At 42.8% G+C, this 22018-nt stretch carries 20 protein-coding genes; 16 read left to right on the forward strand and 4 right to left on the reverse strand.

The genetic code is table 11. The features are described from left to right. The first annotated feature begins 7 nt into the window (after positions 1-7). From aroD to BA79_RS12735, 5 genes are all read left to right on the forward strand, one after another. Entirely contained in the window at positions 8-781 is a 774-nt protein-coding gene (gene aroD / locus BA79_RS12715) for a type I 3-dehydroquinate dehydratase (RefSeq protein WP_035703125.1), read from the forward strand. A 38-nt stretch (positions 782-819) separates the two neighbouring features. Beyond that, a complete protein-coding gene (locus BA79_RS12720) occupies positions 820-2580 on the forward strand; it encodes a thiamine pyrophosphate-binding protein (protein ID WP_035703127.1) in 1761 nt (586 codons plus the stop codon). A 23-nt stretch (positions 2581-2603) separates the two neighbouring features. Beyond that, positions 2604-2984: a cupin domain-containing protein gene (locus BA79_RS12725; protein WP_008342095.1), complete on the forward strand. Its 381-nt coding sequence runs from the start codon at positions 2604-2606 to the stop codon at positions 2982-2984. Between the two features lie 87 nt (positions 2985-3071). After that, positions 3072-4274 (forward strand): CaiB/BaiF CoA transferase family protein, encoded by a 1203-nt coding sequence (locus BA79_RS12730; protein ID WP_035703129.1) that lies wholly within the window; start codon positions 3072-3074, stop codon positions 4272-4274. 45 nt (positions 4275-4319) lie between these two features. Continuing rightward, the gene (locus tag BA79_RS12735) at positions 4320-5630 is read left to right on the forward strand and encodes an MFS transporter (RefSeq protein ID WP_035703133.1); all 1311 of its coding nucleotides are present in this window, start codon (positions 4320-4322) and stop codon (positions 5628-5630) included. A gap of 40 nt (positions 5631-5670) precedes the next feature. Here BA79_RS12735 and BA79_RS12740 read toward each other — a convergent pair whose 3' ends face one another. Next, positions 5671-7032, reverse strand: coding sequence for a hypothetical protein (locus tag BA79_RS12740; RefSeq protein ID WP_035703138.1), 1362 nt, complete (start codon positions 7030-7032; stop codon positions 5671-5673). A 143-nt stretch (positions 7033-7175) separates the two neighbouring features. On the opposite strand from BA79_RS12740, the gene BA79_RS12745 reads away from it, so the two are divergent. The 5 genes from BA79_RS12745 to BA79_RS12765 all read left to right on the forward strand — a co-directional run bounded on the left by BA79_RS12745 (position 7176) and on the right by BA79_RS12765 (position 12534). Then, positions 7176-7949, forward strand: coding sequence for an IclR family transcriptional regulator (locus BA79_RS12745; RefSeq protein ID WP_017366579.1), 774 nt, complete (start codon positions 7176-7178; stop codon positions 7947-7949). Positions 7950-8034: 85 nt separating this feature from the next. Beyond that, complete coding sequence (locus tag BA79_RS12750) at positions 8035-8592, forward strand: shikimate kinase (RefSeq protein WP_007498270.1); 558 nt, start codon at positions 8035-8037, stop codon at positions 8590-8592. Between the two features lie 412 nt (positions 8593-9004). Beyond that, entirely contained in the window at positions 9005-9952 is a 948-nt protein-coding gene (locus tag BA79_RS12755) for a dihydrodipicolinate synthase family protein (protein ID WP_035703141.1), read from the forward strand. Positions 9953-10029: 77 nt separating this feature from the next. Next, positions 10030-11037, forward strand: coding sequence for a LacI family DNA-binding transcriptional regulator (locus BA79_RS12760; protein ID WP_017358562.1), 1008 nt, complete (start codon positions 10030-10032; stop codon positions 11035-11037). 120 nt (positions 11038-11157) lie between these two features. Continuing rightward, a complete protein-coding gene (locus tag BA79_RS12765; protein WP_024718969.1) occupies positions 11158-12534 on the forward strand; it encodes an MFS transporter in 1377 nt (458 codons plus the stop codon). Positions 12535-12761: 227 nt separating this feature from the next. Here BA79_RS12765 and BA79_RS12770 read toward each other — a convergent pair whose 3' ends face one another. Then, a complete protein-coding gene (locus tag BA79_RS12770) occupies positions 12762-13535 on the reverse strand; it encodes a class I SAM-dependent methyltransferase (protein WP_025206716.1) in 774 nt (257 codons plus the stop codon). Positions 13536-13653: 118 nt separating this feature from the next. On the opposite strand from BA79_RS12770, the gene BA79_RS12775 reads away from it, so the two are divergent. Then, on the forward strand, positions 13654-14559 hold the full coding sequence (locus BA79_RS12775) for a LysR family transcriptional regulator (protein WP_017366581.1): 906 nt from the start codon (positions 13654-13656) through the stop codon (positions 14557-14559). A 196-nt stretch (positions 14560-14755) separates the two neighbouring features. Here BA79_RS12775 and BA79_RS12780 read toward each other — a convergent pair whose 3' ends face one another. Continuing rightward, positions 14756-15541 carry a carbon-nitrogen family hydrolase gene (locus BA79_RS12780; protein ID WP_035703148.1) on the reverse strand — a complete coding sequence of 262 codons (786 nt, stop codon included), beginning with the start codon at positions 15539-15541 and terminating at the stop codon, positions 14756-14758. Positions 15542-15751: 210 nt separating this feature from the next. On the opposite strand from BA79_RS12780, the gene BA79_RS12785 reads away from it, so the two are divergent. Continuing rightward, positions 15752-16714: an acetylxylan esterase gene (locus BA79_RS12785; protein ID WP_035703150.1), complete on the forward strand. Its 963-nt coding sequence runs from the start codon at positions 15752-15754 to the stop codon at positions 16712-16714. Between the two features lie 70 nt (positions 16715-16784). Here BA79_RS12785 and BA79_RS12790 read toward each other — a convergent pair whose 3' ends face one another. After that, positions 16785-17099, reverse strand: coding sequence for a hypothetical protein (locus BA79_RS12790; protein ID WP_008342068.1), 315 nt, complete (start codon positions 17097-17099; stop codon positions 16785-16787). A gap of 60 nt (positions 17100-17159) precedes the next feature. Here BA79_RS12790 and BA79_RS12795 point away from each other — a divergent pair, with 60 nt between their 5' ends. The 4 genes from BA79_RS12795 (at position 17160) to BA79_RS12810 (ending at position 21971) form a co-directional block, all read left to right on the forward strand. Next, positions 17160-17963, forward strand: coding sequence for a nucleotidyltransferase domain-containing protein (locus BA79_RS12795; protein ID WP_079920380.1), 804 nt, complete (start codon positions 17160-17162; stop codon positions 17961-17963). 161 nt (positions 17964-18124) lie between these two features. After that, positions 18125-19042: a proline dehydrogenase family protein gene (locus BA79_RS12800; protein ID WP_007498256.1), complete on the forward strand. Its 918-nt coding sequence runs from the start codon at positions 18125-18127 to the stop codon at positions 19040-19042. Positions 19043-19065: 23 nt separating this feature from the next. Next, positions 19066-20613, forward strand: coding sequence for an L-glutamate gamma-semialdehyde dehydrogenase (gene pruA, locus BA79_RS12805; protein ID WP_007498254.1), 1548 nt, complete (start codon positions 19066-19068; stop codon positions 20611-20613). 125 nt (positions 20614-20738) lie between these two features. Then, a complete protein-coding gene (locus BA79_RS12810; RefSeq protein WP_035703153.1) occupies positions 20739-21971 on the forward strand; it encodes a PucR family transcriptional regulator in 1233 nt (410 codons plus the stop codon). The last annotated feature ends 47 nt before the right edge of the window (positions 21972-22018 follow it).

The raw sequence follows: 22018 nt of genomic DNA on the forward strand, positions 1-22018 counted from the left end.
GGGGCAGATGGATGTGAATGTCTTTCAGCAAAAGGTAAAGAGTGCGCAGACAGGCGGTCAGCCGATGATTTGTACGCCGCTCATTGGACAAACAAAGGAAGAATTGTTTCTTGAAGTTGAGGTGTTAGCTGAGAAGAAGCCTGATGTAATAGAGTGGCGAGCGGATTTTTTCAATCACCTCAATGACAAGGAACAAGTCATCGACATCCTAAAAGGGATGATCGAAAAGGCAGATAACATCCCATTTTTATTCACCATTCGTTCTGAAAAAGAGGGCGGCGAACGCATCTCACTCTCAGAGGATGAAAAAGTTTCCCTGCTTGTCGAGCTTTGTACCACTCATCTTGTGGCTGCCGTTGATTTTGAATTAATGCATGATGTCTCGCATATCCAGCAAGTCAGTCAGGCGGCTAAGAGAAACGGGGTCATCTTGATTGTGTCGTACCACGATTTCCAGCGTACCCCGGAGGCGGATCGGCTCGTGGAACTATTCACCAATGCAGAATCGGTCGGTGCCGACATTGCAAAGATCGCCGTCATGCCGCATTCCTATGAGGATGCACTGACACTGCTCTCTGCGACTGGCAAGGCGAAAAAGCATCTGTCCATCCCCGTTATTTCGATGGCGATGGGGGAATACGGCGCCTTCACAAGAATGGTAGGTGGACTCTTTGGGTCTGTCATGACCTTTGCTGTAGGGAAAGAAAGCTCAGCACCTGGACAAGTTGCGATACAGGATTTGAATACCGTTCTATCGATTGTGTTTTCAAAGAATCAGTGAGTAGCAGATTCATAGCTGCACCGTGAGAGGAGAGAAACATGAAGAAGAATATATCTACACAGGTCATTCAGTATTTAGAAAATCGAGGAGTTGAGCATATCTTCGGTCTGTGCGGTCATACGAATATTGCTTTTTTATCAGCGTTAGAAAAAAGCCGTATTCAATTTGTGAATGTCAGACATGAACAGATAGCGGCGCATGCAGCAGACGGTTATGCACGAGCGAAAAAACAGACGGCTGTTGTGCTCAGTCATTTAGGTCCTGGACTCACCAATGCGGCAACAGGCGTAGCGAATGCCGCACTCGATTCCATTCCAATGGTTGTCATTGCAGGAGATGTTCCAAGTCATTACTACGGAAAGCACCCACACCAAGAAATCAATCTTCATTCCGATGCTTCTCAATACGAAATTTATCGCCCGTTTGTGAAAAGAGCATGGCGAGTCGACATTCCAGAATTATTTCCAGAAATTTTATCAAAAGCGTTTCAGTTAGCTGAAAGCGGCCGCCCTGGGCCAGTCCTGATTTCAGTTCCGATGGATGTGTTTTCAAAAGACTTAGATGTGTCGTTATTTGAACAAATCGCTCATCATACACACACCGTTGAAAAACCATCTATTGATGATCAAACAGCGAATCGGATAATAGATCGATTGCTGCAGGCAGACAAACCGCTTTTATATGTAGGGGGAGGCATTTTACTAGCCGATGCAGCAGAAGAGTTAAAGTCATTTTCTGACCATTTGAGTATCCCTGTTGCCCATTCTTTGATGGGGAAAGGGGCGATGCCAGATGATCATCCAATGACCCTTGGCATGACAGGATTTTGGGGGACGAAATTTATCAATGATCAGTGTAAAGCAGCGGATTATATATTGGCATTAGGCACCCGTTTTGCTGAAGCAGATGCGAGTTCGTGGGAATCGGAGTATACGTTCAATTTCCAATCAACCAAGCTCATCCATATTGACATTGATCCGAATGAAATTGGCCGAAATTATCCTGTGGAAATTGGAGCAGTAGCAGATCTCAAGCAGGCGCTGACTGTACTTAATCGTGTGGCGAAAGAAAGGCTGCCAGAAGGTCTGGATCGCCCTCAATTGAAAAAGGACATTGCGGCATATCGTGAGGAATTTCAGAAGAGCAATTTGACGAATATTCAAGACGAGTCTTTCCCAATGAAACCACAGCGTATTTTGCAGGAAGTGCGGGAAGTATTGCCACCTGATGCCTTCATTACAACCGATGTTGGCTGGAATAAAAATGGGGTCGGACAGCAATTTCCTGTATACACGCCAGGCACTATTTTAACCCCAGGTGGTTTTGCGACGATGGGATTTGGCGCTCCTGCTGCACTTGGAGCAAAGATTGCCCAACCTGACCGTGTCGTTGTATCACTTGTTGGGGACGGCGGTTTCGGTCAAAATCCATCTGTTCTCGCAACAGCCATGGAAGAAAACATTCCTGTCGTGTGGATTGTGATGAACAACAGTGCGTTTGGGACGATCGCCGGCTTGCAAATGGCACACTATGAAACGACTTACGGCACTGTTTTTAGAAAAGATGGAGAAAGCTATTCGCCTGATTTTGCAGCCATTGCAAGAGGTTATGGGATGAAGGGGATCAAAATTACGGCGGCTTCTGAATTCAAAGAAGCTTTGGCTGAAGCAATCGCTTCTCAGGAGCCATGTGTCATTGATGTAGCGATGAAAAATGATCCAGTGCCTACTGATGGACATTGGAACATTAATGATATTTATTCACCAAATACAAAACGTTCACATGTCAGTGTGAACTAAACATGACTAGGGAGGAATCAACAATGAAAATTAAAGTATTAAATCCATTTCAAGACGGTCATCCATTATGGTTAGGTTTAGATCATCCAGAAGAGAAAATGATTCGGAAAGTGTTTCAAACGATCACACCAGATACCGTAGGGTCAGAGCATATGATGGCAGGTCTCACTATTTTTGAGCCGGGCGAAGCAAGCTCGGTACACAATCACCCGGGTTCAGAGGAATTTGATTATGTGATTAAAGGGTCTGGCGAAGTCATTTGCGATGGAGAAAGACAATCATTTAAACAAAATGACTTTATGTTTATTCCAGATGGTGTCTCACATCAGCATGTGAACACAGGGGACGAACCTTTATGGCTGATTTGGCTCTATACACCGCAAGGGCAGCTTCCGAAGGACTAAAAAAACCTTGCACGAGAGAAAGAAGAAAAGGGGCTAAAATAGAAAGCATTTTAGCCCTTTATCAATTGAATGAAAGGGAGTCAAGCAATGAATAAGAATACACCGCTTGAAGGAATCAAAATATTAGATGTTTCTACGATGATTGCTGCACCATACGGCGCGGTGCTTCTAGGGGATTTCGGTGCAGAGGTCATTAAAGTCGAGATTCCCGGAAAAGGGGATACACTGCGGCATGTTGGCCCTTTTGCAGATGGTGAACCTTTGAGATGGTCAGGGCTTTCAAGGAATAAGAAATCTCTTACACTCGATTTACACAAAGAAGAAGCAAAAGACATTTTTAAAAAGCTTGCAGCGCAGGTTGATGTGATCATTGAAAATTTTCGTCCAGGAACACTTGAAAAATGGGACGTTGGGTACGATGTATTAAAAGAAATCAACCCTCGTTTAATTATGATTCGTGTTTCGGGTTATGGGCAAACCGGTCCGTTTAAGGACAAGGCGGGATTTGGTACACCTGCGACGGCGTTTAGCGGCTTTACATATATTCAAGGGTTTACAGATCGGCATCCAGTCAGCCCTTCCTTTTCCCTTACGGATTATATCGCAGGAATTTATGTGGCGTTTGCCACTGTGACAGCGATGTATTACCGTGACACACATTCAGAAGGAACTGGGCAAATGGTGGATTTGGCTCTCTATGAATCTGTGTTCCGCATGTTAGAATTTTTGGTTGCTGAATATGACAAGCTAGGGAAGGTGCGTGAGCGTTCACCAGGGTTAAGCGGTCATTCAAGCCCTGCCGGCACCTATGAGACAAAGGACGGGCATTATTTGGTTCTTGTGACGAGTACAGATTCGACCTTTAATCGATTGGCAGAGGCGATGAATCGCTTAGATTTACTTGAGAACGAGAAATTCTCTGTGAATGCAGCCAGGCTGAAGCATAACGATGAAATGGATGCGATCGTCTCGCAGTGGATTGCGTCCAAAACAAGAGATGACGTCCTAGACATTCTAGATACACATGGTGTGCCTGTGAGTCCGATTCTAAGCATTCGGGATATCTTTGAGCATCCGCAATTTAAAGCACGAGAAAATATTGTCGAGGTGCATCATCCGCGTCTTGGAAAAGTGAAAGTGCCTGGGATCATTCCGAAGTTTGAAAAAACCCCCGGCCGTATTCGCCATATTGCGCCTGATTTAGGTGAACATAATTATGAAATTTTAACGAAAATGCTTGGCTTCACAGAAGAAGAGTGTAAACAGTTAGAAGAAAAAGGGGTCATTTAAGACACTCAACCGATCCGCACGCTGCGGAAACAAAGGAGGATGGTTATGAAAGTGCATTCAGAACTGAAGGGGAACGACTTGCGGCCTGCTTATGCGAAACCAACAAAAGCTCGTTTCGGCATCTTGATTCTGTTGTTTTTTATTACCGCTATTAACTATATTGATCGAGCCAGTGTATCCATTGTTGCACCTGCGATTCAGTCTTCATTGCAATTAAACCCTGCCTTATTAGGCCTCATCTTTTCAGCATTTAGCTGGACCTATACAGCCATGCAGATCCCTGGCGGCTTTATTCTTGATAAATTTGGATCAAAGGTAACGTATGGAATATCACTCATTACTTGGTCTATTTTCACCGGTTTACAGGCGTTTGCGAACAGCTTTGCCTTCTTATTTGGCTGCCGTTTGTTTATCGGAATTACAGAATCTCCCGCATTTCCTGCGAATAATCGCATTGTGACCACATGGTTTCCAAGGCGGGAACGCGCATTTGCAACAGGGGTTTATACCGCTGGTGAGTATGTGGGGCTTGCATTTGCGACACCTCTTCTTTTTTGGATCATGACAACTTTCGATTGGAGAACCGTCTTTATCACTGCTGGTGCGCTCGGTATTATATTTGCTTTCTTTTGGTACAAGTATTATCACGAACCGAAAGAGCATCCGAAGATCAATGAAGATGAGTTAGAATTGATCCGTCAAGGCGAAGGGCTGACAGTGGCATCACAGGAGAAACTGAAATGGGCAGACTTTGCCGCACTTTTGAAATATCGTAAATTGATTGGACTCTATATTGGTCAATTTTCTGTTGCGTCTACCCTCTTTTTCTTTTTAACATGGTTTCCGACCTATTTAGCAGAGGCGAAAAATATGGCCTTTCTCAAAGTGGGTTTTGCGGCATCTCTGCCATACATTGCTGCATTCTTTGGGGTACTGTTTGGAGGATATGTGTCTGACTGGCTGCTTAAAAAGGGTGTATCGGTCAATATAGCGAGAAAGCTACCGGTTGTGGTCGGCTTGCTTCTGACAAGTACCATTGTTTTAGCGAATTTTACAACGAATATTCCGCTTGTGCTGACCATTTTATCCATCGCTTCCTTTGCACAAGGACTGTCTAATATCTCCTGGACCATGCTGTCTGAGGTAGCACCACGAGAAATGGTCGGTCTGGCTGGCGGCGTATTCAACTTTTTTGCTAACTTATCCGGCATCATCACCCCGCTGATCATCGGATTCATTGTATCGGCGACAGGCTCTTACAACGGCGGTATTTTATTCGTCAGCCTAGTGGCATTAGGGGGAGCGTTGTCGTATATCTTTATTGTAGGTAAGATTGAACGGATTCAATTAAAATAATAGAGAGCAAGAAAAAGAGAACTCATTGGGTTCTCTTTTTCTATGAATAAAAGATGACGGTGATGATCGTTGCACATGCGATCCCCATGCTGATATAAAAACCAGCAAACCAGATATTCCATCGAGTGATTCGGTAAGGGTTGACCTTCATCACATCTGCTAATAGGGAAACAGATACATTATATGGGCTAAACATGACCGTTGAGGTTCCAGCGATAATGAGCATGATGGCGATGGGAAGGGCAGGCAGTTCATGAATGACAGGTGCCATCAAGCTCACTAATAGAGCAAGCGAAACGAGCGGGTGAAAACCGCAAAGAGCGGTGATGAGAAAATACAGCCCGATGACCCCATAAACCCAAATGGCATGATCTGATATACTGACGATAAATGCTTGAATCGGCTGCAGGCTGTTTGTGACAAGCAGCATATCGACAAAGAAGCCTGCGCTTAAAAATAGACACATATAATTGGAGAGCTGGCGGGTCCGTTCTTTCCAATGGGGAATAGCGACGGCTACATATTGTTTTCGTTTATTGATGATAGACGAGAATAATAGAGCGAAAGGAATAATCGTCAGCACAACAGCGAACAGATAACCTTTCCCAATCCAGGCGTCAACAAGCGAAACGAATGTCATAAAACTGAGCAGCATAAAAGCAAGCTGAAGGGTTTTTCTCTTGATGCGATGAGGGTTGGAGTGAGCTTCCGCCGGCTGGATGATATGCGGCAATCGTTTGCTTTGACGAGAAAACAGCAACCAATCCGTCAACAGCACAAGCACCATTAAACAAAACGTAACGGGTGCAATCTGATAATATTTCAATTTGGTTGCATCAATGGTGACACTCACCAGTACTTCGACAGGACTCCAGCTAAGACATAGCGCATATGACCTTAAAAGATTGCGCGTATAAAGGTGCTGTTTGATTTGTTCCTGAAGGGCGTTCAGCGATGGTTTCATGGATGTATATAATAAGGGAATCGTTGCGATATTTAAAAACATGCCAAGAACATGAGTGACAAATGAACTCTTGCGATAAAGCTGATTTGTACTCGTTGTATGTAAAGTAAGCAGTTTATTTAATTGAGTATCGAAATGTCCAACATGTATGAGAGAATGAATAAATGGCAACATGAAAAATAAAGAAAGCAAGCCTAGCATGGAATGAAAATGAAGAAAAAGCGTATGCAAAGGCTGTTCTGACCAGAAAAATAACACCAATCCAATCAAGAGAAACATAGCACCCGTTTTCAAATAAAGCCCACTTGCCTTCTTAAAGGAAATGATGAGCGAAGCAGCCGCCAGCAGACCAACCAAATAGGAGAGAATGGGAGCAGGGAATAGTTGATGAACGATGTATAAGCTAATAAGAAGTGTGAAAATGAGCAGGTAGATCATGATATCTCCTCCATCAAAACATCTATTGGTTTTATTCCGTACAGTGGAATTTGTTTTCTTTTAATGGAACATTTAAAATGGATTATAGCAAAATTGGTCAATCATGTCGATAAGAAATCAAAGGGGAAAAGGAGAAAGTGAACATGGCTGATAAGAAGTCAAAAGAAGAATCAGGATTGCGTACCGTTCAGCGCGCTTTGGATATTCTTTCTTGCTTTAGCGAAGAACGTCAAGAGTTGACGCTAACAGACATTTCAAAAGAGATGAACTTAGCAATGTCTACCACAACGAGACTGCTCAAGGCACTTGAAATGAATCATTTTGTGGAAAAGAACCAAGAGACAATGAAGTACCGGCTCGGTCAAAGACTTTATCTTCTCGGTTATATTGCTGGGAAGTCCATCAAATTGAGGGAACTGGCAAAACCGCTCATGTACACACTTCGTGATGAAACAAAGGAAACCGTCAACCTGTATGTGCTGGATCACAAAAGCAGGGTATGTATTGAACAAGCCGAAGGGCTGCAATCGATTCGGCATCTTGTGAAAATCGGTGAGAAGCTGCCGTTATACGCTGGTGCTGGTGGAAAGGTGCTGCTTGCTTTCCAAAGCGAAGAGTTTCAACAGCAAGTTTTCGCGTCTGAGGCTGATCACATGACGATGGAGGAATGGCAAAAAGAATGTCGTCATATTCTTGAAACGCATACCGCTTGCAGTATTGATGAACGGGAAGTCGGATCGGCGGCAGTGGCGGCACCGATCTTTAACATTCATGGGGAAGTGCAGGCATGTTTATCCATATCTGGACCAACCCAACGATTTACTGAAGATGTCATCCCTCAGCTGCAGCAAAAAGTGAAAGAGCATGCCGAAAAGCTCTCCGAACAGCTCGGTTACGTCGTCAAACACAATTTTTAAGAATGCCTATCTTTTCTCAGTCCATTTATCATATAATAGAAACATTATGTAGCATTCCTTGTCGTAAGGAGGACGTGTCACGAACATGAAAAACAATAGAGAGATTCCTGTGAGACAGCGAAATATTGTCCTCATTGGCTTTATGGGCGTTGGGAAAACAACCATTGGGCAGCTTGTTGCCAAAAAGTTATATAGAGATTTTATTGATGTTGATCAGGAGATTGAGAAAAAGTACAACATGACGATTCCAGAAATGTTTCAGCAAAAAGGAGAAGCGTTCTTCAGACAGGCTGAAAAGGACTATATCGTCGATTTATGTGAACATACTCAGCTAAAGATCGTGTCTCTTGGAGGCGGTGCGTTTAAACAGGAAGAAATCAAACGATCTTGCTTAAAGCATTGTACGGTTCTTTTCCTTGACCTATCTTGGGAGAATTGGAAACAACGGCTGGATATTTTAATTGAAAACCGTCCTGTTCTTCATAACCGCACGCTTGACGAGATGAAAGAGCTGTTTGAAGAGCGCCGGGAAATTTATTCCCTTCATAACTCAAGAGTGGAAACAGATCATCTAGAAGCTGAAGAAGTCGCCAATTATATTGTCGACACACTCAAGCTTGGCTGGGATCTATATTCGAAATAAAAAAGTCTATCCTATGGGGTAGACTTTTTCTATTAGATCAGGAGTAGTCAAAGAAATCACAGTCTAAGTTGGATGATGGATGAAAAAAAGAAGAAAAGATGTTTTTTCCTTCGTCACTATATCAAAATGTATGCATCCTTTGTGTGGTGTGTCTAGCCGTTTGAAAAAAGTGGTGATCAGACTACAACTAGGTCAAGATGATGAGGTTTTTTGATTGATATGGGAAACGAAATATATCTCTCATTTTCTTTTTTTGAAAAAATAAAATAGTATCTAAATTCTAATAATCGTTTTTTTGAATTATTATAATTTTTAAAAATATTGTTGACACCTTCGGTTAGATCATTCTATGATTATTAACGTAAACGCTTACCGTAAACGTTTACTATAACGGATGGGGAGGAATTTGTTGATGAAAAATAAAGAAAAATGGAGCGGTGTATTCCCGGCAGTCTTAATTCCTTTTAAAGATGACTATTCAATTGATGAACCTGCTTTTCGTAAGCTTGTTCGCTGGGTGGCGGAGCACGAAGGGATTAATGGGATCGTTGTCAATGGACATACTGGCGAGATTATGACTTTGCTGCCACATGAACGAGCTGAAGCTGTGCGCATTGCAGCCGACGAATTAAAGGGAGAAATTCCTGTCATTTCTGGGGTTTCAGCTGAAGGGACAATTGAAGCGATCCAGCATGCAAAAGCAGTGGAGGCAGCTGGTGGAGAAGGTATTCTTCTTATGCCGCCACATTCATGGCTGAGATTCGGTATGCAGCCTGAGTCACCTGTCCAATTCTTTAAAGATGTTGCAGAAGCAATTGACATTTCAATCATCGTCCATCAGTATCCAACATGGACAAAAACCTCTTATACAACCAGTCAATTATTAGAAATGTCGGAGATTCCAAACGTTGTCTCATTTAAAATCGGTCAAAGAGACATGGCGCAATATGAAGTCGATGTGCGCGCACTGAAAAAGCATGCACCAGATGTATCATTGCTCACATGTCACGATGAATATTTATTGCCAACATTAGTTCAAGGAATTGATGGGGCGCTTGTAGGTTTCGGCTGTTTTGTACCAGATTTGATTGCTGAGCTTGTGAAATGTGTGGAAGAACAAGACCTTGTAGCGGCTAATAAAGTGTACGATAGAATCTTTGAATTAAAGCATGCTGTGTATAAAATGGATGAACCTTCCTCTACCTCTCATCTGCGAATGAAGGAAGCGATGTTCCAGCGAGGTTTGATCAGCAGTTCGCTTGCGAGGAAGCCAGTATTACCTTTAACTCATAAGGAAAAAGAAGAGATTCGTCAGGGCCTTCAAAGTGTTGGTTTACTTAAGGAAAACGTTAGTAAATAACAGACCATTGATTTCATGATGAAGGTGAGTCAGGTTATAATAGAGTATAAAACAACAGACTCCCGGAGGTATGAAATGTGTCAGTAAGTATTAAAGATGTCGCATTGAAAGCTGGAGTGTCTATCGCTTCTGTTTCACGAGTATTAAGTGGCAAACCAGGAGTAGGTGCTCAAACGGCTGAAAGAATTAAACAAGTGATTGATGAATTAGGCTATCGTCCTAATTTAGGAGCTAGAGGGCTCGTTAAAAGAAAGACTGGCAATATTGCTGTCGTGGTTCCGCGTGGTTCATATATTTTGAATAATCCATTTTTTTCGACGATTTTAGATGGGATAGCGAAGGAATTAGATGAGACTGAATTCAATATGTTGATGTCATTTACATCTGTACAGCAGCAGCGATTACTTGAAACGCAGGCTGTAGATGGTGCCATTTTATTTTCTCCAAGAAATGAAGAATTGAGCATGGATTGGTTAAAAAGTTTAGCTATTCCCATTATCGTTGTCGGAAGTTACTTAGAGGATTCTCCATTTCCATGTGTCAGGCCAGATGATGAGGAAGGTGTGTGCCAATCTGTCACGGCCTTATTTGATAAAGGTCATCGAACCATTGGACTGGTCAATGGTCCAATGAGTTCGATGCATAGTGTGAGGTATTACAAGGGGTATGAGCGTACACTGAAAAGTTTAGGATTAACAATGAACAAAGAGCTTGTGTTTGAGTTAGATGAATTTGATGGGGGAAAAGTAGTAGAAGTGGTTTCTCAATTTCTCCAAGGAAACCAGCACATGACTGGAGTTGTTTGCTCTTCAGATTTTTTGGCGATAGGGGTCATGAAAGCGGCAGATATCGCAAATGTGTCAATACCTCATGATTTGTCTGTCGTTGGTGCTGATGATGTGCCCATTGCAAGTTTTCTAACCCCTTCTTTATCTTCTGTTCATGTTGATTTAGTTGGAATGGGAAGAAAAGCGGTTTCTTTACTAACGCAGTTAGTAGAAGGAGAACAGTTAGAGAAGATGGAACATATCTTCCCGATGTACTATGTAGATCGTGGCACCACGGGAACGCCAAAAAAGAAATGATAGATGCTGAAAACTCATATGATCGCTTTAGAATGTCTCTTCATTTAAAATGTAAGCGATTTCTTTTGTGCTCATCAGCATGTACTTTTGCATCATTTCCTCTATTAAGGAGGAGATATCATGACGTTAGAACTCAGCGGAAATTCAAATTCTCATGATGAGCAAGTTGTTGATAGAGCTTCACAACTATTGACTAGGATGGAAAGTGTACCTTTTTCGAGATGGCATTTAAAACCTCGTATCATTATGGGATCTGCTACCTTTTTTGATGCTTTTGATGCACTATCTTTAGCGTTTGTTCTCCCAGTTCTCATCGGCATGTGGAACTTATCACCTGCTCAAATTGGACTTCTTATTGGGTCTGGTTATATCGGACAAGCGATTGGTGCTATTTTCTTTGGATGGTTAGCAGAAAGACGTGGCCGTGTATTTAGTGCAAAGTGGACTGTGTTTCTCATGTCTATTATGAGTATCGCATGTGTATTTTCAGGTAACTTTATGGCCCTTTTTATTTTTCGTTTTATACAGGGGATTGGAGTAGGAGGAGAAGTGCCAGTAGCGGCCTCATATATCAATGAGTTGTCCCGGGCCCAAGGCAGAGGGAGATTTTTTATGCTCTATGAGATGATTTTTCCATTAGGATTAATGATCTCAGCTCAAATTGGTGCATTTGTTGTCCCTAGCTTTGGGTGGAAATGGATGTTCTTGATTGGTGGAATTGGCGGTTTAATCGTCTTTGTCTTCTTTTTCATGTTGCGTGAATCTCCAAGATGGCTTATTTCAAAAGGCAGGTTAGATGAAGCCGAAAGAATCATTGAAGAGATTGAAGCTAGTACGGACAAACGAATGCCTGTTGCAAAGCAAGTGTCCAGCAGCACTGAAAAAGGCGACTGGAAAGAGCTCTTTTCTACTTTTTATCGTAAAAGAACATTGATCGTATGGGGACTATGGTTTTCTGCCTACTTTGTATCGAATGGATTAAATAATTGGTTACCGAGTCTTTATAATACGGTTTACAATTTGCCAGTTGGAGATTCATTAAGGGCAGCCTCTCTCACAAATATTTTACAGACCATAGGGGTATTCGCTTGTGCATTTTTAATCGATAAAGTAGGACGGAAGCGCTGGGCAACCATTGCATTTATCGTAACAGGTGCTTTATTAACGGCTTTATGGATCAGCGGAGCAAATTCTCCAGAAAGCGTTATTTATTTAGGGTCCGCTGCCTACGGAATGATGGGGACAATTACAGTTCTTCTCTATTTATATACACCTGAAATCTATCCAACCCGTATGAGGGTAATTGGTACGGCATTTGCTACAGCGTGGCTCAGGCTGGCCTCAGCGATCGCTCCTATTATGATAGGTTTTATTTTAGAGGTGAGCGGTGTTTCAACTATTTTTATTCTTTTTGCAAGTGTGACTGTAGTGGGAGCAATTCTTGCTTTTAAAATGATCGAAACGAGAGAGAAAGTTTTAGAGGATATTGCACCGTAAGTGATGCATGCAGTGAAGAACTTATTCTAAAGAGGGTAGGTTCTTTTTTTATTCAGAGGATTTACGTACACTTTTGAAAAAGCCTAACCTACCTCAGTTCAATTATCTTATAATAAAACATTATCAGCACTCCTTGTCATGAACATGAAAAGTATATCTATCAGATAGTGGAAATGCATAATCGAAATATAAAAGTCTACCGGCTAGGGTAGACTTTTTCGATCAGTTTAATGTTTGATCCCTTGAAGTAGTGCGGCTTTTAGGCAAAAGGATGTTGGCTGACGATGTTCGTCGAATTGCAGTTGAAACAGCTGTTTCGTTTCATCGTCTGCAGCATGAAGGTGGGCAACGATTTCCTTTTGAACATTTTCTGGTGTACGTCCACGTATGATCCAGTCCTGATAATCAATATGCAGATCCCAGTAACGGATATCTTCTTTCGTCAGATGGTTGTCAGCGAAAAGCTCTTTCCATTCTGATAACGAGCTTTCTCGCACATGGGAAGGATCTCTCAGTCTATTTAAATGATTAATAAAGTCATCCTGTGCTTGGTTTTCAGGTGCATAATGATCGACAAGTAGAAATTTGCCGCCTTTCTTTAAGACCCGGCTGATTTCAGACATAGCTGCCGGGAGATGTGGGAAGTGATGAGCAGCAAATCGGCATGTGACGAGATCAAATGATGCATCAGAAAAGGGCAATGCGTCTGCGGATGCCTGCTCAAACGTAATGTGGTTCAGCTGTCGCTCTTTTGCAAGTGCTGTAGCAACCTCGATCATTTTGTGTGTGACATCAATCCCGATGCCTTTAGAGATGACGTCTGAAAAGGAAAAAACGGTATGACCTGCTGCGCAGCCGATATCAAGTAGATGCTCATCGCCCTTTGCCTTCGCCGCCGTTTTCATCCATTCAAGTTCTTTTCCAGCTGCAAAGATGGGTGAATCTCGGTAGTTCTCTGCATTTTGTGAGAATTGTTTCTCGGCTTTTGAATATGGATTCATTCCTTTACCCCCTTTTTGTTGTTTCTTTATCGTAGGGTTCTTCCCGTGATTTGTCTAAGACATAAAAGATATGATATGAATAGTTAAAACCTATGAGGTGAGAGAAGTGGATATACGAATGATGGAATATGTCATGGAAGTGTACCGGCAGCAAAGCTTTACAAAAGCAGCGGAAAAACTTCACATTGCACAGCCCTCGTTAAGTCAGCAAATTAAAAAACTTGAGGAGGAATTAGATACTCCTCTGTTTATTCGGAAGTATGGACAAGTCACTCCTACACCTCAAGGAAACCGATTGATTAAAAGAGCAGAGACCATTTTGAAGGAACGAGATGATTTGTTACGTGAGATGGGGGAAGCTGCTTATGAGGTAGGGAAAGAACTGAAGATCGGTGCGCCAGCTGTCACAGGGGGATATGTCCTGCCAAGTTTATTAAAAACCTATTGTCAAACGTATCCGCACGTTCACGTTCATTTGATAGAAGAATCGCCTCGTGAGCTAGAAAGACGTTTACTCGCTGGGAAACTGGATCTTGCGATTCTTTCTCTGCCTGTCGAGCATGAATCATTGAAAACAAAACAAATGCTGACAGAGCCGCTTCTCCTCGCCATTCCGCAAACGGCTCAACCGTGGTTGACGGATGAACTCAATGAAATCATCAATCAAGCGGATCAAGAAGGGTCTGTCCCGTTTCATCTTCTGGAAGATGCCCCATTTATTATGCTGAAAGAGGGATATGGCTTTCGGCAAGTGGTCACGGAACTGTGCCGTCATCATGGCTTTCGGCCGAGGATTGCATTTGAAACAAGTCATATTCAAACAGCTCAGGCATTGGTTGAAAATGAGCTAGGTGTGACGGTGGTGCCGAAAATGGTGGCACAAGAGGAAAGGAAAGCAGTCACTTATTTACACATTGATTCATGCCCAACCCGTACACTTGTGTTTGCATATGTGGAAGAAAGATATTTAACGAAAGCCGCTCAAGCCTTCATGGACCTTCAACAGAATCAAGGAAAAGCTTAAACAAACGTTTAATTAAACGCAAAAAGCAGGGGATCCCCCTGCTTTTACCTTTTTTCAGCGTGATAGAAAACCTTTGCAGTTTAGGAAGGACGAGTACCGACGCGGAGCGAATTTGACATTCGTGAGCACCGGCACACAGGACTGACACCGAATGCGAGGGTTTGTCTACACGCTGAAAGCAGGGGGCCCCTGCTTTCTAATATAAATCCAGCCGCTGATCTGTCATGACGGGGATTTGTTGTCTCACTTCATCTACGAGCTGAAGATCAATGTTTGCATAATAAATGTCTTCTTCATCATTTGTCTCAAGCAGAATGCGTCCGAGCGGGTCAATCACCATGGAGTGACCAGGGAATTCAGTGTCTCTGCTTGTGCCTGTCCGGTTCACCGCAATCACAAATGACTGATTCTCAATGGCTCTTGCGATGAGCAGACTGCGCCAATGGTTCACTCTTGCTGACGGCCATTGAGCGGTATTAACAAGCACCTTCGCCCCTTTGTTCACGAGCGTCCTAGAAAGCTGAGGGAAGCGGAGGTCATAGCAGATCATGGTGCCAATCTTGACATCTTCATCATAGTTAAATAAACCAAGCTGATGACCGGCGGTTAAATAGTTGTGTTCATCCATTAAGCGGAATAAATGAATTTTATCATAATCTAACAAAAGCTCACCTTGGCGGTTAAAGACATACATTGTATTGGTGATGTTTTCATCTTCTGTCCTCTTATTTAAAACACTGCCTGCGATGAGATACACTTGGTGCTTGCGGGCAAAGGAAGAGAAGAGTTGTTTTGTTCGCTCGCCATCTGCATCGGCAAGCTCATCCGCTTGTTCCAGCGCATAGCCGGTATTCCACATTTCAGGTAGAATAATCAAATCAGGCTGTTGGCGGATGGCCTCTTCTAAAAACGCTTCTGCTTTCTGAAAGTTTACATCAGGTCCTCCTATTTGTACGTCCATTTGAATCAGGGCGATGTTCATGTCGGTCTTCCTCCTTTATTCGTTTCATGCAATGAATGGTTCGGGTGATATTGCCTGAAACATCTAGTCTTCAAGCCAGTTTCTTTATCATAAAGCTTTCCGCTATCTTTGCCAATAGAAATGTCAGAAGGTTTTGTTAAATGACTTTCTCAATCAAGAAATGAGTGGTATGATACTCATAACTAATAAAACAAAGGGGAATAGTATGATATGCAATTGTTCGATTTATCACTAGAAGAGCTAAAAAAATATAAACCAAAGAAAACAGCACGTCCTGATTTCTCAGACTTTTGGAAGAAATCGCTCGAAGAACTGCACCAAGTGGAGGCAGAGCCAACACTTGAATCTTATGACTATCCAGTGAAAGGCGTCAAGGTGTACCGCCTGACGTATCAAAGCTTTGGACATTCTAAAATTGAAGGCTTTTATGCTGTGCCTGATCAAACTGGTCCGCATCCAGCGCTCGTTCGTTTTCATGGCTATAATGCCAGCTATGACGGCGGCATTCACGACATCGTCAACTGGGCGCTGCATGGCTATGCGACGTTTGGAATGCTTGTCCGTGGTCAAGGTGGCAGTGAAGACACATCAGTGACGCCAGGCGGGCATGCATTAGGGTGGATGACAAAAGGCATTTTATCGAAGGATACGTACTATTATCGAGGTGTTTATCTAGATGCTGTTCGTGCACTCGAAGTCATTCAGTCTTTCCCCGAAGTAGATGAACACCGTATCGGCGTGATCGGTGGAAGTCAGGGGGGTGCGTTAGCGATTGCGGCCGCAGCCCTTTCAGATATTCCAAAAGTCGTTGTGGCAGACTATCCTTACTTATCAAATTTTGAGCGTGCAGTTGATGTTGCCTTGGAGCAGCCTTATTTAGAAATCAATTCATACTTTCGCAGAAACAGTGATCCTGAAGCTGAAGAAAAGGGATTTGAGACATTAAGTTACTTTGATTTAATCAATTTAGCCGGCTGGGTGAAACAGCCAACATTGATGGCGATCGGTCTGATTGATCAAGTGACACCGCCATCCACCGTGTTTGCGGCATACAATCATTTAGAAACAGATAAAGAGCTGAAAGTGTACCGATATTTTGGGCACGAGTTTATTCCTGCTTTTCAAACAGAGAAGCTGTCCTTTTTACAAAAGCATTTGCTTCTATCAACATAAGAGCATGACAAAGAGCTAAAATGACATTCATTTTAGCTCTTTGTCTTTTTCAGCTATTGGAGCGTTCAGCTTAATAACTGGTGTTCTGTCTTGTTTTTTCATCAGGTACTAATGCTGTAACGATCAGGGCAAGGGCTGTGATGATGTGAAGGATGAATCCGAGAATCGGAATCCATGCAAGGCAGGATGTGACAATTCCAATGATACTTCCGATCATTGGTCCCTGGTCTCGCTTCGATAAGACGAGTGTGATAATATGCAGAATAAGCATGACCATGAGCGGTGAATAGCCATTGCTGATAACGAATAGACCTCCGATCACAGGGATAGCAAGGCAAGCTTCAAAAATCCCAGTGATCCATTTCATAATGCGAGATATAGACATCAGATCCAACTCCTTTTTCATATATGTCTTATTCGTATTTTCCCAAAAGGTGAAGAAGTCATGCAGAATTCTATAGAAAGAGTTGATGGACACTTGAGAGAAAGAATTAAGGAAGAGCTGAAAATCATCGAAGAAACGTATGACATCAAGATTTGTCTCGCCGTTGAATCGGGCAGCAGGGCATGGGGATTTCCTTCAACTGACAGTGATTATGATGTTCGCTTTTTATACGTTCCCCGGAAGGAATGGTACTGGGCGATGGAGGAGCATCGTGATGTCATTGAACGGCCAATTGATGACATGCTTGATATAAGCGGCTGGGAGCTGCGAAAGGCGTTGCGTTTATTCAATAAATCGAATCCATCCATTATGGAATGGCTGTCTTCTGATATCATCTATGCTGAATCTTTCTCTTTGGCAAAGCAGCTAAGAGAATTAAAGGATCGAGCGTTTTACCCTGCGGCTTTGATGTATCATTACCTCAATATGGCGAAGCGGAATGAAAGCCGGCATTTACGAGGGGAGCAGGTGCGAATCAAGAAGTATTTCTATGTGCTTCGTCCGCTGCTTGCCTGCCAGTGGATTGAACGTTACCGAACAGTTCCACCAATGGACTTTCATGAATTACTCAAGGAGCTAGTGGAGGAAGGCCCGCTGTTAGCAGAAATTCACGAACTGCTCAAACGTAAAATGGACGGAGAAGAAATGGATGTAGAGAACCGTCTCGCTCATGTCCATCCATTTATTGATCAAGAGCTGGTGCGTTTTGATGAATTGGTGAAAAGCTACAATCAGCCGAAAGACAATCTGATGCAAGAATTAAATGAGCTTTTGCAGTCTACCCTTGATGAGGTGTGGGCGTAAGCATGAAAGAGCCAGCCGGTTAGCGGCAGGCTCTTTTTTATCTCTTATTGTGATAAAACCACAAAAAAAGTCAGAATTTTTGTCATCTTCAAATATTGTAGCGGACAGCTCATGAGCCTTACAATAAAGACATAGCTTACAAAGAGTGGGAGGTGCCCTTTATGGAGTCGGTCACAAGAAATTTCTTCTTGTTTTTGTCAAAGAGCAGTCTCTTGAACCATATTGCTCGTAATTGGGGAAGTGCTGTTGCATCAAAGAAAATCATCGGTGGGAAGGATTTTGAGAGCGCTATCCCTGTCATCAAACGATTAAATGATCAAGGTATGGCCGTAACGGTCGATCACCTCGGTGAGTTTGTCACAAAGGCAGAGATTGCAAATGAGCGGACGAATGAGTGTATTCAAACCATTCAGCGAATTGCAGAGGCGGGACTCAATTCCCACGTATCACTTAAAATGACATCTCTTGGCTTAGATATTGACGATGATCTCGTGTATCGCAATATGAAAAGCATTTTAGATACGGCAGAGAAACACCGTATTATGGTGACAATTGATATGGAGGATGAACAGCGCTGTCAAAAAACGCTGGACATTTTTAAAGAAATGAAATCTCAATATGAGTATGTCAGTACGGTTTTGCAGGCGTATTTGTACAGAACAGAACAAGATCTTGATGACCTAAATGAGTTGCAGCCATTTTTAAGACTTGTAAAGGGTGCCTATAAGGAATCCGCCGAAGTGGCGTATCCAAACAAAAAAGACGTCGATCAGAATTACAAGAAGCTGATCGAAAAGCAGTTACTCTCAGGGAACTATACAGCCATTGCGACACATGACGATCAAATGATCGAATTTACGAAACATATTGTGAAAAAACACAATATACAGACAGATCAGTTCGAATTTCAAATGCTGTATGGCATGAGATCAGAAACGCAGCAAGCACTCGTGAAGGAAGGCTATCAAATGAGGGTCTACACCCCGTATGGACGAGAGTGGTATGGCTACTACATGAGACGTCTTGCAGAACGACCGGCAAACATTGCATTTGCTTTAAAAGGGATGACGAGAAAATAATTTGAAACGGGAGCGTGACAAAGATGACAACACCTTACAAGCATGAACCATTCACGGATTTTAGCCAGGAAGAAAATCGCCAAGCGTTTGAACAAGCATTAGCCAAAGTAACAGAATCACTTGGGCAAACCTATCCGCTTGTGATTAATGGAGAAAGAATCGAAACAACAGACAAGATTGTCTCGATCAATCCAGCGAAGAAGGAAGAAGTCGTGGGTACCGTATCAAAAGCTGGGAAAGAAGAGGCAGAGCAAGCGATTCAAGCTGCGGCAAAAGCGTTTGAAACATGGCGCTACACGTCTCCAGAAGAAAGAGCCGGCGTCTTATTCCGCGCTGCGGCAAGCATTCGCCGTAAAAAGCATGAGTATTCAGCCCTTCTCGTAAAAGAAGCAGGGAAGCCTTGGAATGAAGCGGATGCAGATACAGCAGAAGCCATTGACTTCCTAGAGTATTATGCCCGTCAAATGCTAGAGCTTGCGAAAGGCAAACCGGTGAACAGCCGCGAAGGGGAACGCAATCAATATGTGTACACACCAACTGGCGTGACGCTTGTCATTCCACCATGGAACTTCTTGTTTGCGATCATGGCAGGAACAACCGTTGCACCAATCGTCACAGGGAATACAGTTGTTTTAAAACCAGCAAGTGCGACGCCTGTCATTGCAGCCCGCTTTGTAGAAGAACTGGAGCAAGCAGGTCTTCCGAAAGGTGTTGTCAACTTCGTGCCAGGTAGCGGAGCAGAAGTAGGAGATTACTTAGTAGATCATCCGAAAACAAGCCTTATTACATTCACTGGATCAAGAGAAGTGGGCACACGTATTTTTGAACGTGCGGCAAAAGTACAGCCAGGACAACAGCATTTAAAGCGTGTCATTGCTGAAATGGGCGGTAAAGATACAGTCGTTGTAGATGAGGATGCAGATGTTGAATTAGCGGCTAACGCCATTTTCACATCAGCCTTCGGGTTCTCAGGTCAAAAATGTTCAGCTGGATCTCGTGCTGTCGTCCACGAGAAGCTGTATGACCAAGTCGTTGAGCGAGTGAAAGAAATCACAGAAACGAAAACAACAGCGAATCCGTTATCAGCTGATGTGTACATGGGACCTGTCATTGATCAAGCTTCCTTTGACAAGATCACAGAATATATCGAGATTGGCAAGCAAGAAGGCCGTCTAGTCACTGGCGGAACAAGTGATGATTCAGAAGGGTACTTCATTCATCCAACCGTGTTTGCAGATCTAGAGCCAACATCTCGTTTAATGCAAGAAGAAATCTTTGGACCTGTCCTAGCTTTCTCAAAAGTCTCAAGCTTTGATGAGGCGCTTGAAGTAGCCAACAACACAGAATACGGGTTAACCGGTGCGGTCATTACAAATAATCGTGATCACATCAACCGTGCGAAGCAGGAGTTCCATGTCGGGAACCTTTACTTTAACCGTAACTGTACGGGAGCGATTGTGGGTTACCACCCATTTGGCGGCTTTAAAATGTCAGGAACTGATTCAAAAGCAGGCGGTCCAGATTACCTTGCTCTGCACATGCAGGCCAAAACGATCAGCGAAATGTTTTAATATGGAAAAGCATGAACTCGTGCAGGCGAGTTCATGCTTTTTTTACCTGTCTACGACTTGTTTCTATACAAATATGACTGGAAAGAAGTATGATAAATGTATCACTTATTCAGGGAGCAATCGGGATGGAAGAGATATTAGAAAAGCTTCATACATTTTTTGATGTCGATAAATTAATTGCATTTATTAGTGGTTATTTAAAGAAACCAGTCATTTTAGAAAGTACTGAATGTCAGCTGCTTGCTTATAATTCTTACAGCATCCAGCAGTTCGACCCAGTCAATCAGCAAACCATTTTCTCAAAGGAATGTCCGGGAGCTGTGGTGGATTGGTTAAAAAAAACAGGGGTCATTGAGCAGCTATATACAGATTCAAATCCTTTTTATGTGAATGGTCATGAGGAGCTCGGGTTTAATCGACGAGTGGCTGTGAGCGCCAAGCACAAACAAGAGGTTGTCGGCTTTATTTGGGTGCAGGACATTGAAGATTCTCTCTCTCAAGAGGAGCTGCAATTTTTACACGAGGCATCGTTTCAGGTTGGAAAAGTTATTTATAAAAATAAGAAACAGTTGGAGAAAAAGGAAGGCAAGATTGAAGAGTTCTTCAAAAAGGTCATGGATGATCATTTTTATACAGAAGAAGAGCTGAAATGGGAAGCTGAGAATTTAAGCATTCCACTGCCAGCTGTCTTTACGGTGATGGTTGTTCATGCCGCCGATAATAAAAGTGAGACGGCAGAAGATGTGAAGGATATGATTAGAACCTATTTACAGCTAGAAGACAAGGTCAATCACGTCTACTCTGTGCAAGCAGACATCGTCGTGATATTAGGCAGTTTGTCAGATCGACACTCACCAAAAGCGACCGCTGCGGATGTCGTCGCCCATCTTCAATCGAAAACGCATACACACCCATCTCCTTTATATATTGGGATGGGAAGAGAATATCGAGATGTCATGAAAATGAGCACAAGTCGATTTGAAGCGATAGAAGTCGTGAAAGCAGTGAAGATTGTCGGGGGGCAGGAATTGATTCCATACGATTACGAGCATTTGGGGGTCTTCCGGTTCTTAGACCCGATTTACAGTCACCAAAAAAAGAAAAACGACTTTAATCCAGATTTGTTGCGCTTAAAGGAAAAAGACCGTGACAGCCAAACATCATTTTTAAAAACCTTAGAGGTCTACTTATTGAATAATTGCAAGCTAAAGCCAGCTGCAGAGCAGTTGTTTATTCATCAAAATACACTAAACTATCGAATGAAACAAATTTTTGAAATGACGTCTATCGATTTAAGTCATTTTAGCCAGCGTTGTGAGTTATTTATCGAATTGATGCTGATGAAAAAAGATCAATAGGCGTGGACTCCGCAGGTGCAAAGGATGACCTGCGGATTTTTATGCGA

Origin of the sequence: Bacillus altitudinis 41KF2b, from assembly GCF_000691145.1 — a bacterium.
Lineage (GTDB): Bacteria > Bacillota > Bacilli > Bacillales > Bacillaceae > Bacillus > Bacillus altitudinis.

Coding starts and splice junctions, on each gene's coding strand:
- BA79_RS12770 (WP_025206716.1), bottom strand. CDS start 13,535: ATGAATCCATATTCAAAAGCCGAGAAACAATTCTCACAAAATGCAGAG.
- BA79_RS12730 (WP_035703129.1), top strand. CDS start 3,072: ATGAATAAGAATACACCGCTTGAAGGAATCAAAATATTAGATGTTTCT.
- BA79_RS12755 (WP_035703141.1), top strand. CDS start 9,005: ATGAAAAATAAAGAAAAATGGAGCGGTGTATTCCCGGCAGTCTTAATT.
- BA79_RS12725 (WP_008342095.1), top strand. CDS start 2,604: ATGAAAATTAAAGTATTAAATCCATTTCAAGACGGTCATCCATTATGG.
- BA79_RS12735 (WP_035703133.1), top strand. CDS start 4,320: ATGAAAGTGCATTCAGAACTGAAGGGGAACGACTTGCGGCCTGCTTAT.
- BA79_RS12810 (WP_035703153.1), top strand. CDS start 20,739: ATGGAAGAGATATTAGAAAAGCTTCATACATTTTTTGATGTCGATAAA.
- aroD (WP_035703125.1), top strand. CDS start 8: ATGGATGTGAATGTCTTTCAGCAAAAGGTAAAGAGTGCGCAGACAGGC.
- pruA (WP_007498254.1), top strand. CDS start 19,066: ATGACAACACCTTACAAGCATGAACCATTCACGGATTTTAGCCAGGAA.
- BA79_RS12785 (WP_035703150.1), top strand. CDS start 15,752: ATGCAATTGTTCGATTTATCACTAGAAGAGCTAAAAAAATATAAACCA.
- BA79_RS12745 (WP_017366579.1), top strand. CDS start 7,176: ATGGCTGATAAGAAGTCAAAAGAAGAATCAGGATTGCGTACCGTTCAG.
- BA79_RS12740 (WP_035703138.1), bottom strand. CDS start 7,032: ATGATCTACCTGCTCATTTTCACACTTCTTATTAGCTTATACATCGTT.
- BA79_RS12790 (WP_008342068.1), bottom strand. CDS start 17,099: ATGTCTATATCTCGCATTATGAAATGGATCACTGGGATTTTTGAAGCT.
- BA79_RS12795 (WP_079920380.1), top strand. CDS start 17,160: ATGCAGAATTCTATAGAAAGAGTTGATGGACACTTGAGAGAAAGAATT.
- BA79_RS12765 (WP_024718969.1), top strand. CDS start 11,158: ATGACGTTAGAACTCAGCGGAAATTCAAATTCTCATGATGAGCAAGTT.
- BA79_RS12750 (WP_007498270.1), top strand. CDS start 8,035: ATGAAAAACAATAGAGAGATTCCTGTGAGACAGCGAAATATTGTCCTC.
- BA79_RS12800 (WP_007498256.1), top strand. CDS start 18,125: ATGGAGTCGGTCACAAGAAATTTCTTCTTGTTTTTGTCAAAGAGCAGT.
- BA79_RS12775 (WP_017366581.1), top strand. CDS start 13,654: ATGATGGAATATGTCATGGAAGTGTACCGGCAGCAAAGCTTTACAAAA.
- BA79_RS12780 (WP_035703148.1), bottom strand. CDS start 15,541: ATGAACATCGCCCTGATTCAAATGGACGTACAAATAGGAGGACCTGAT.
- BA79_RS12720 (WP_035703127.1), top strand. CDS start 820: ATGAAGAAGAATATATCTACACAGGTCATTCAGTATTTAGAAAATCGA.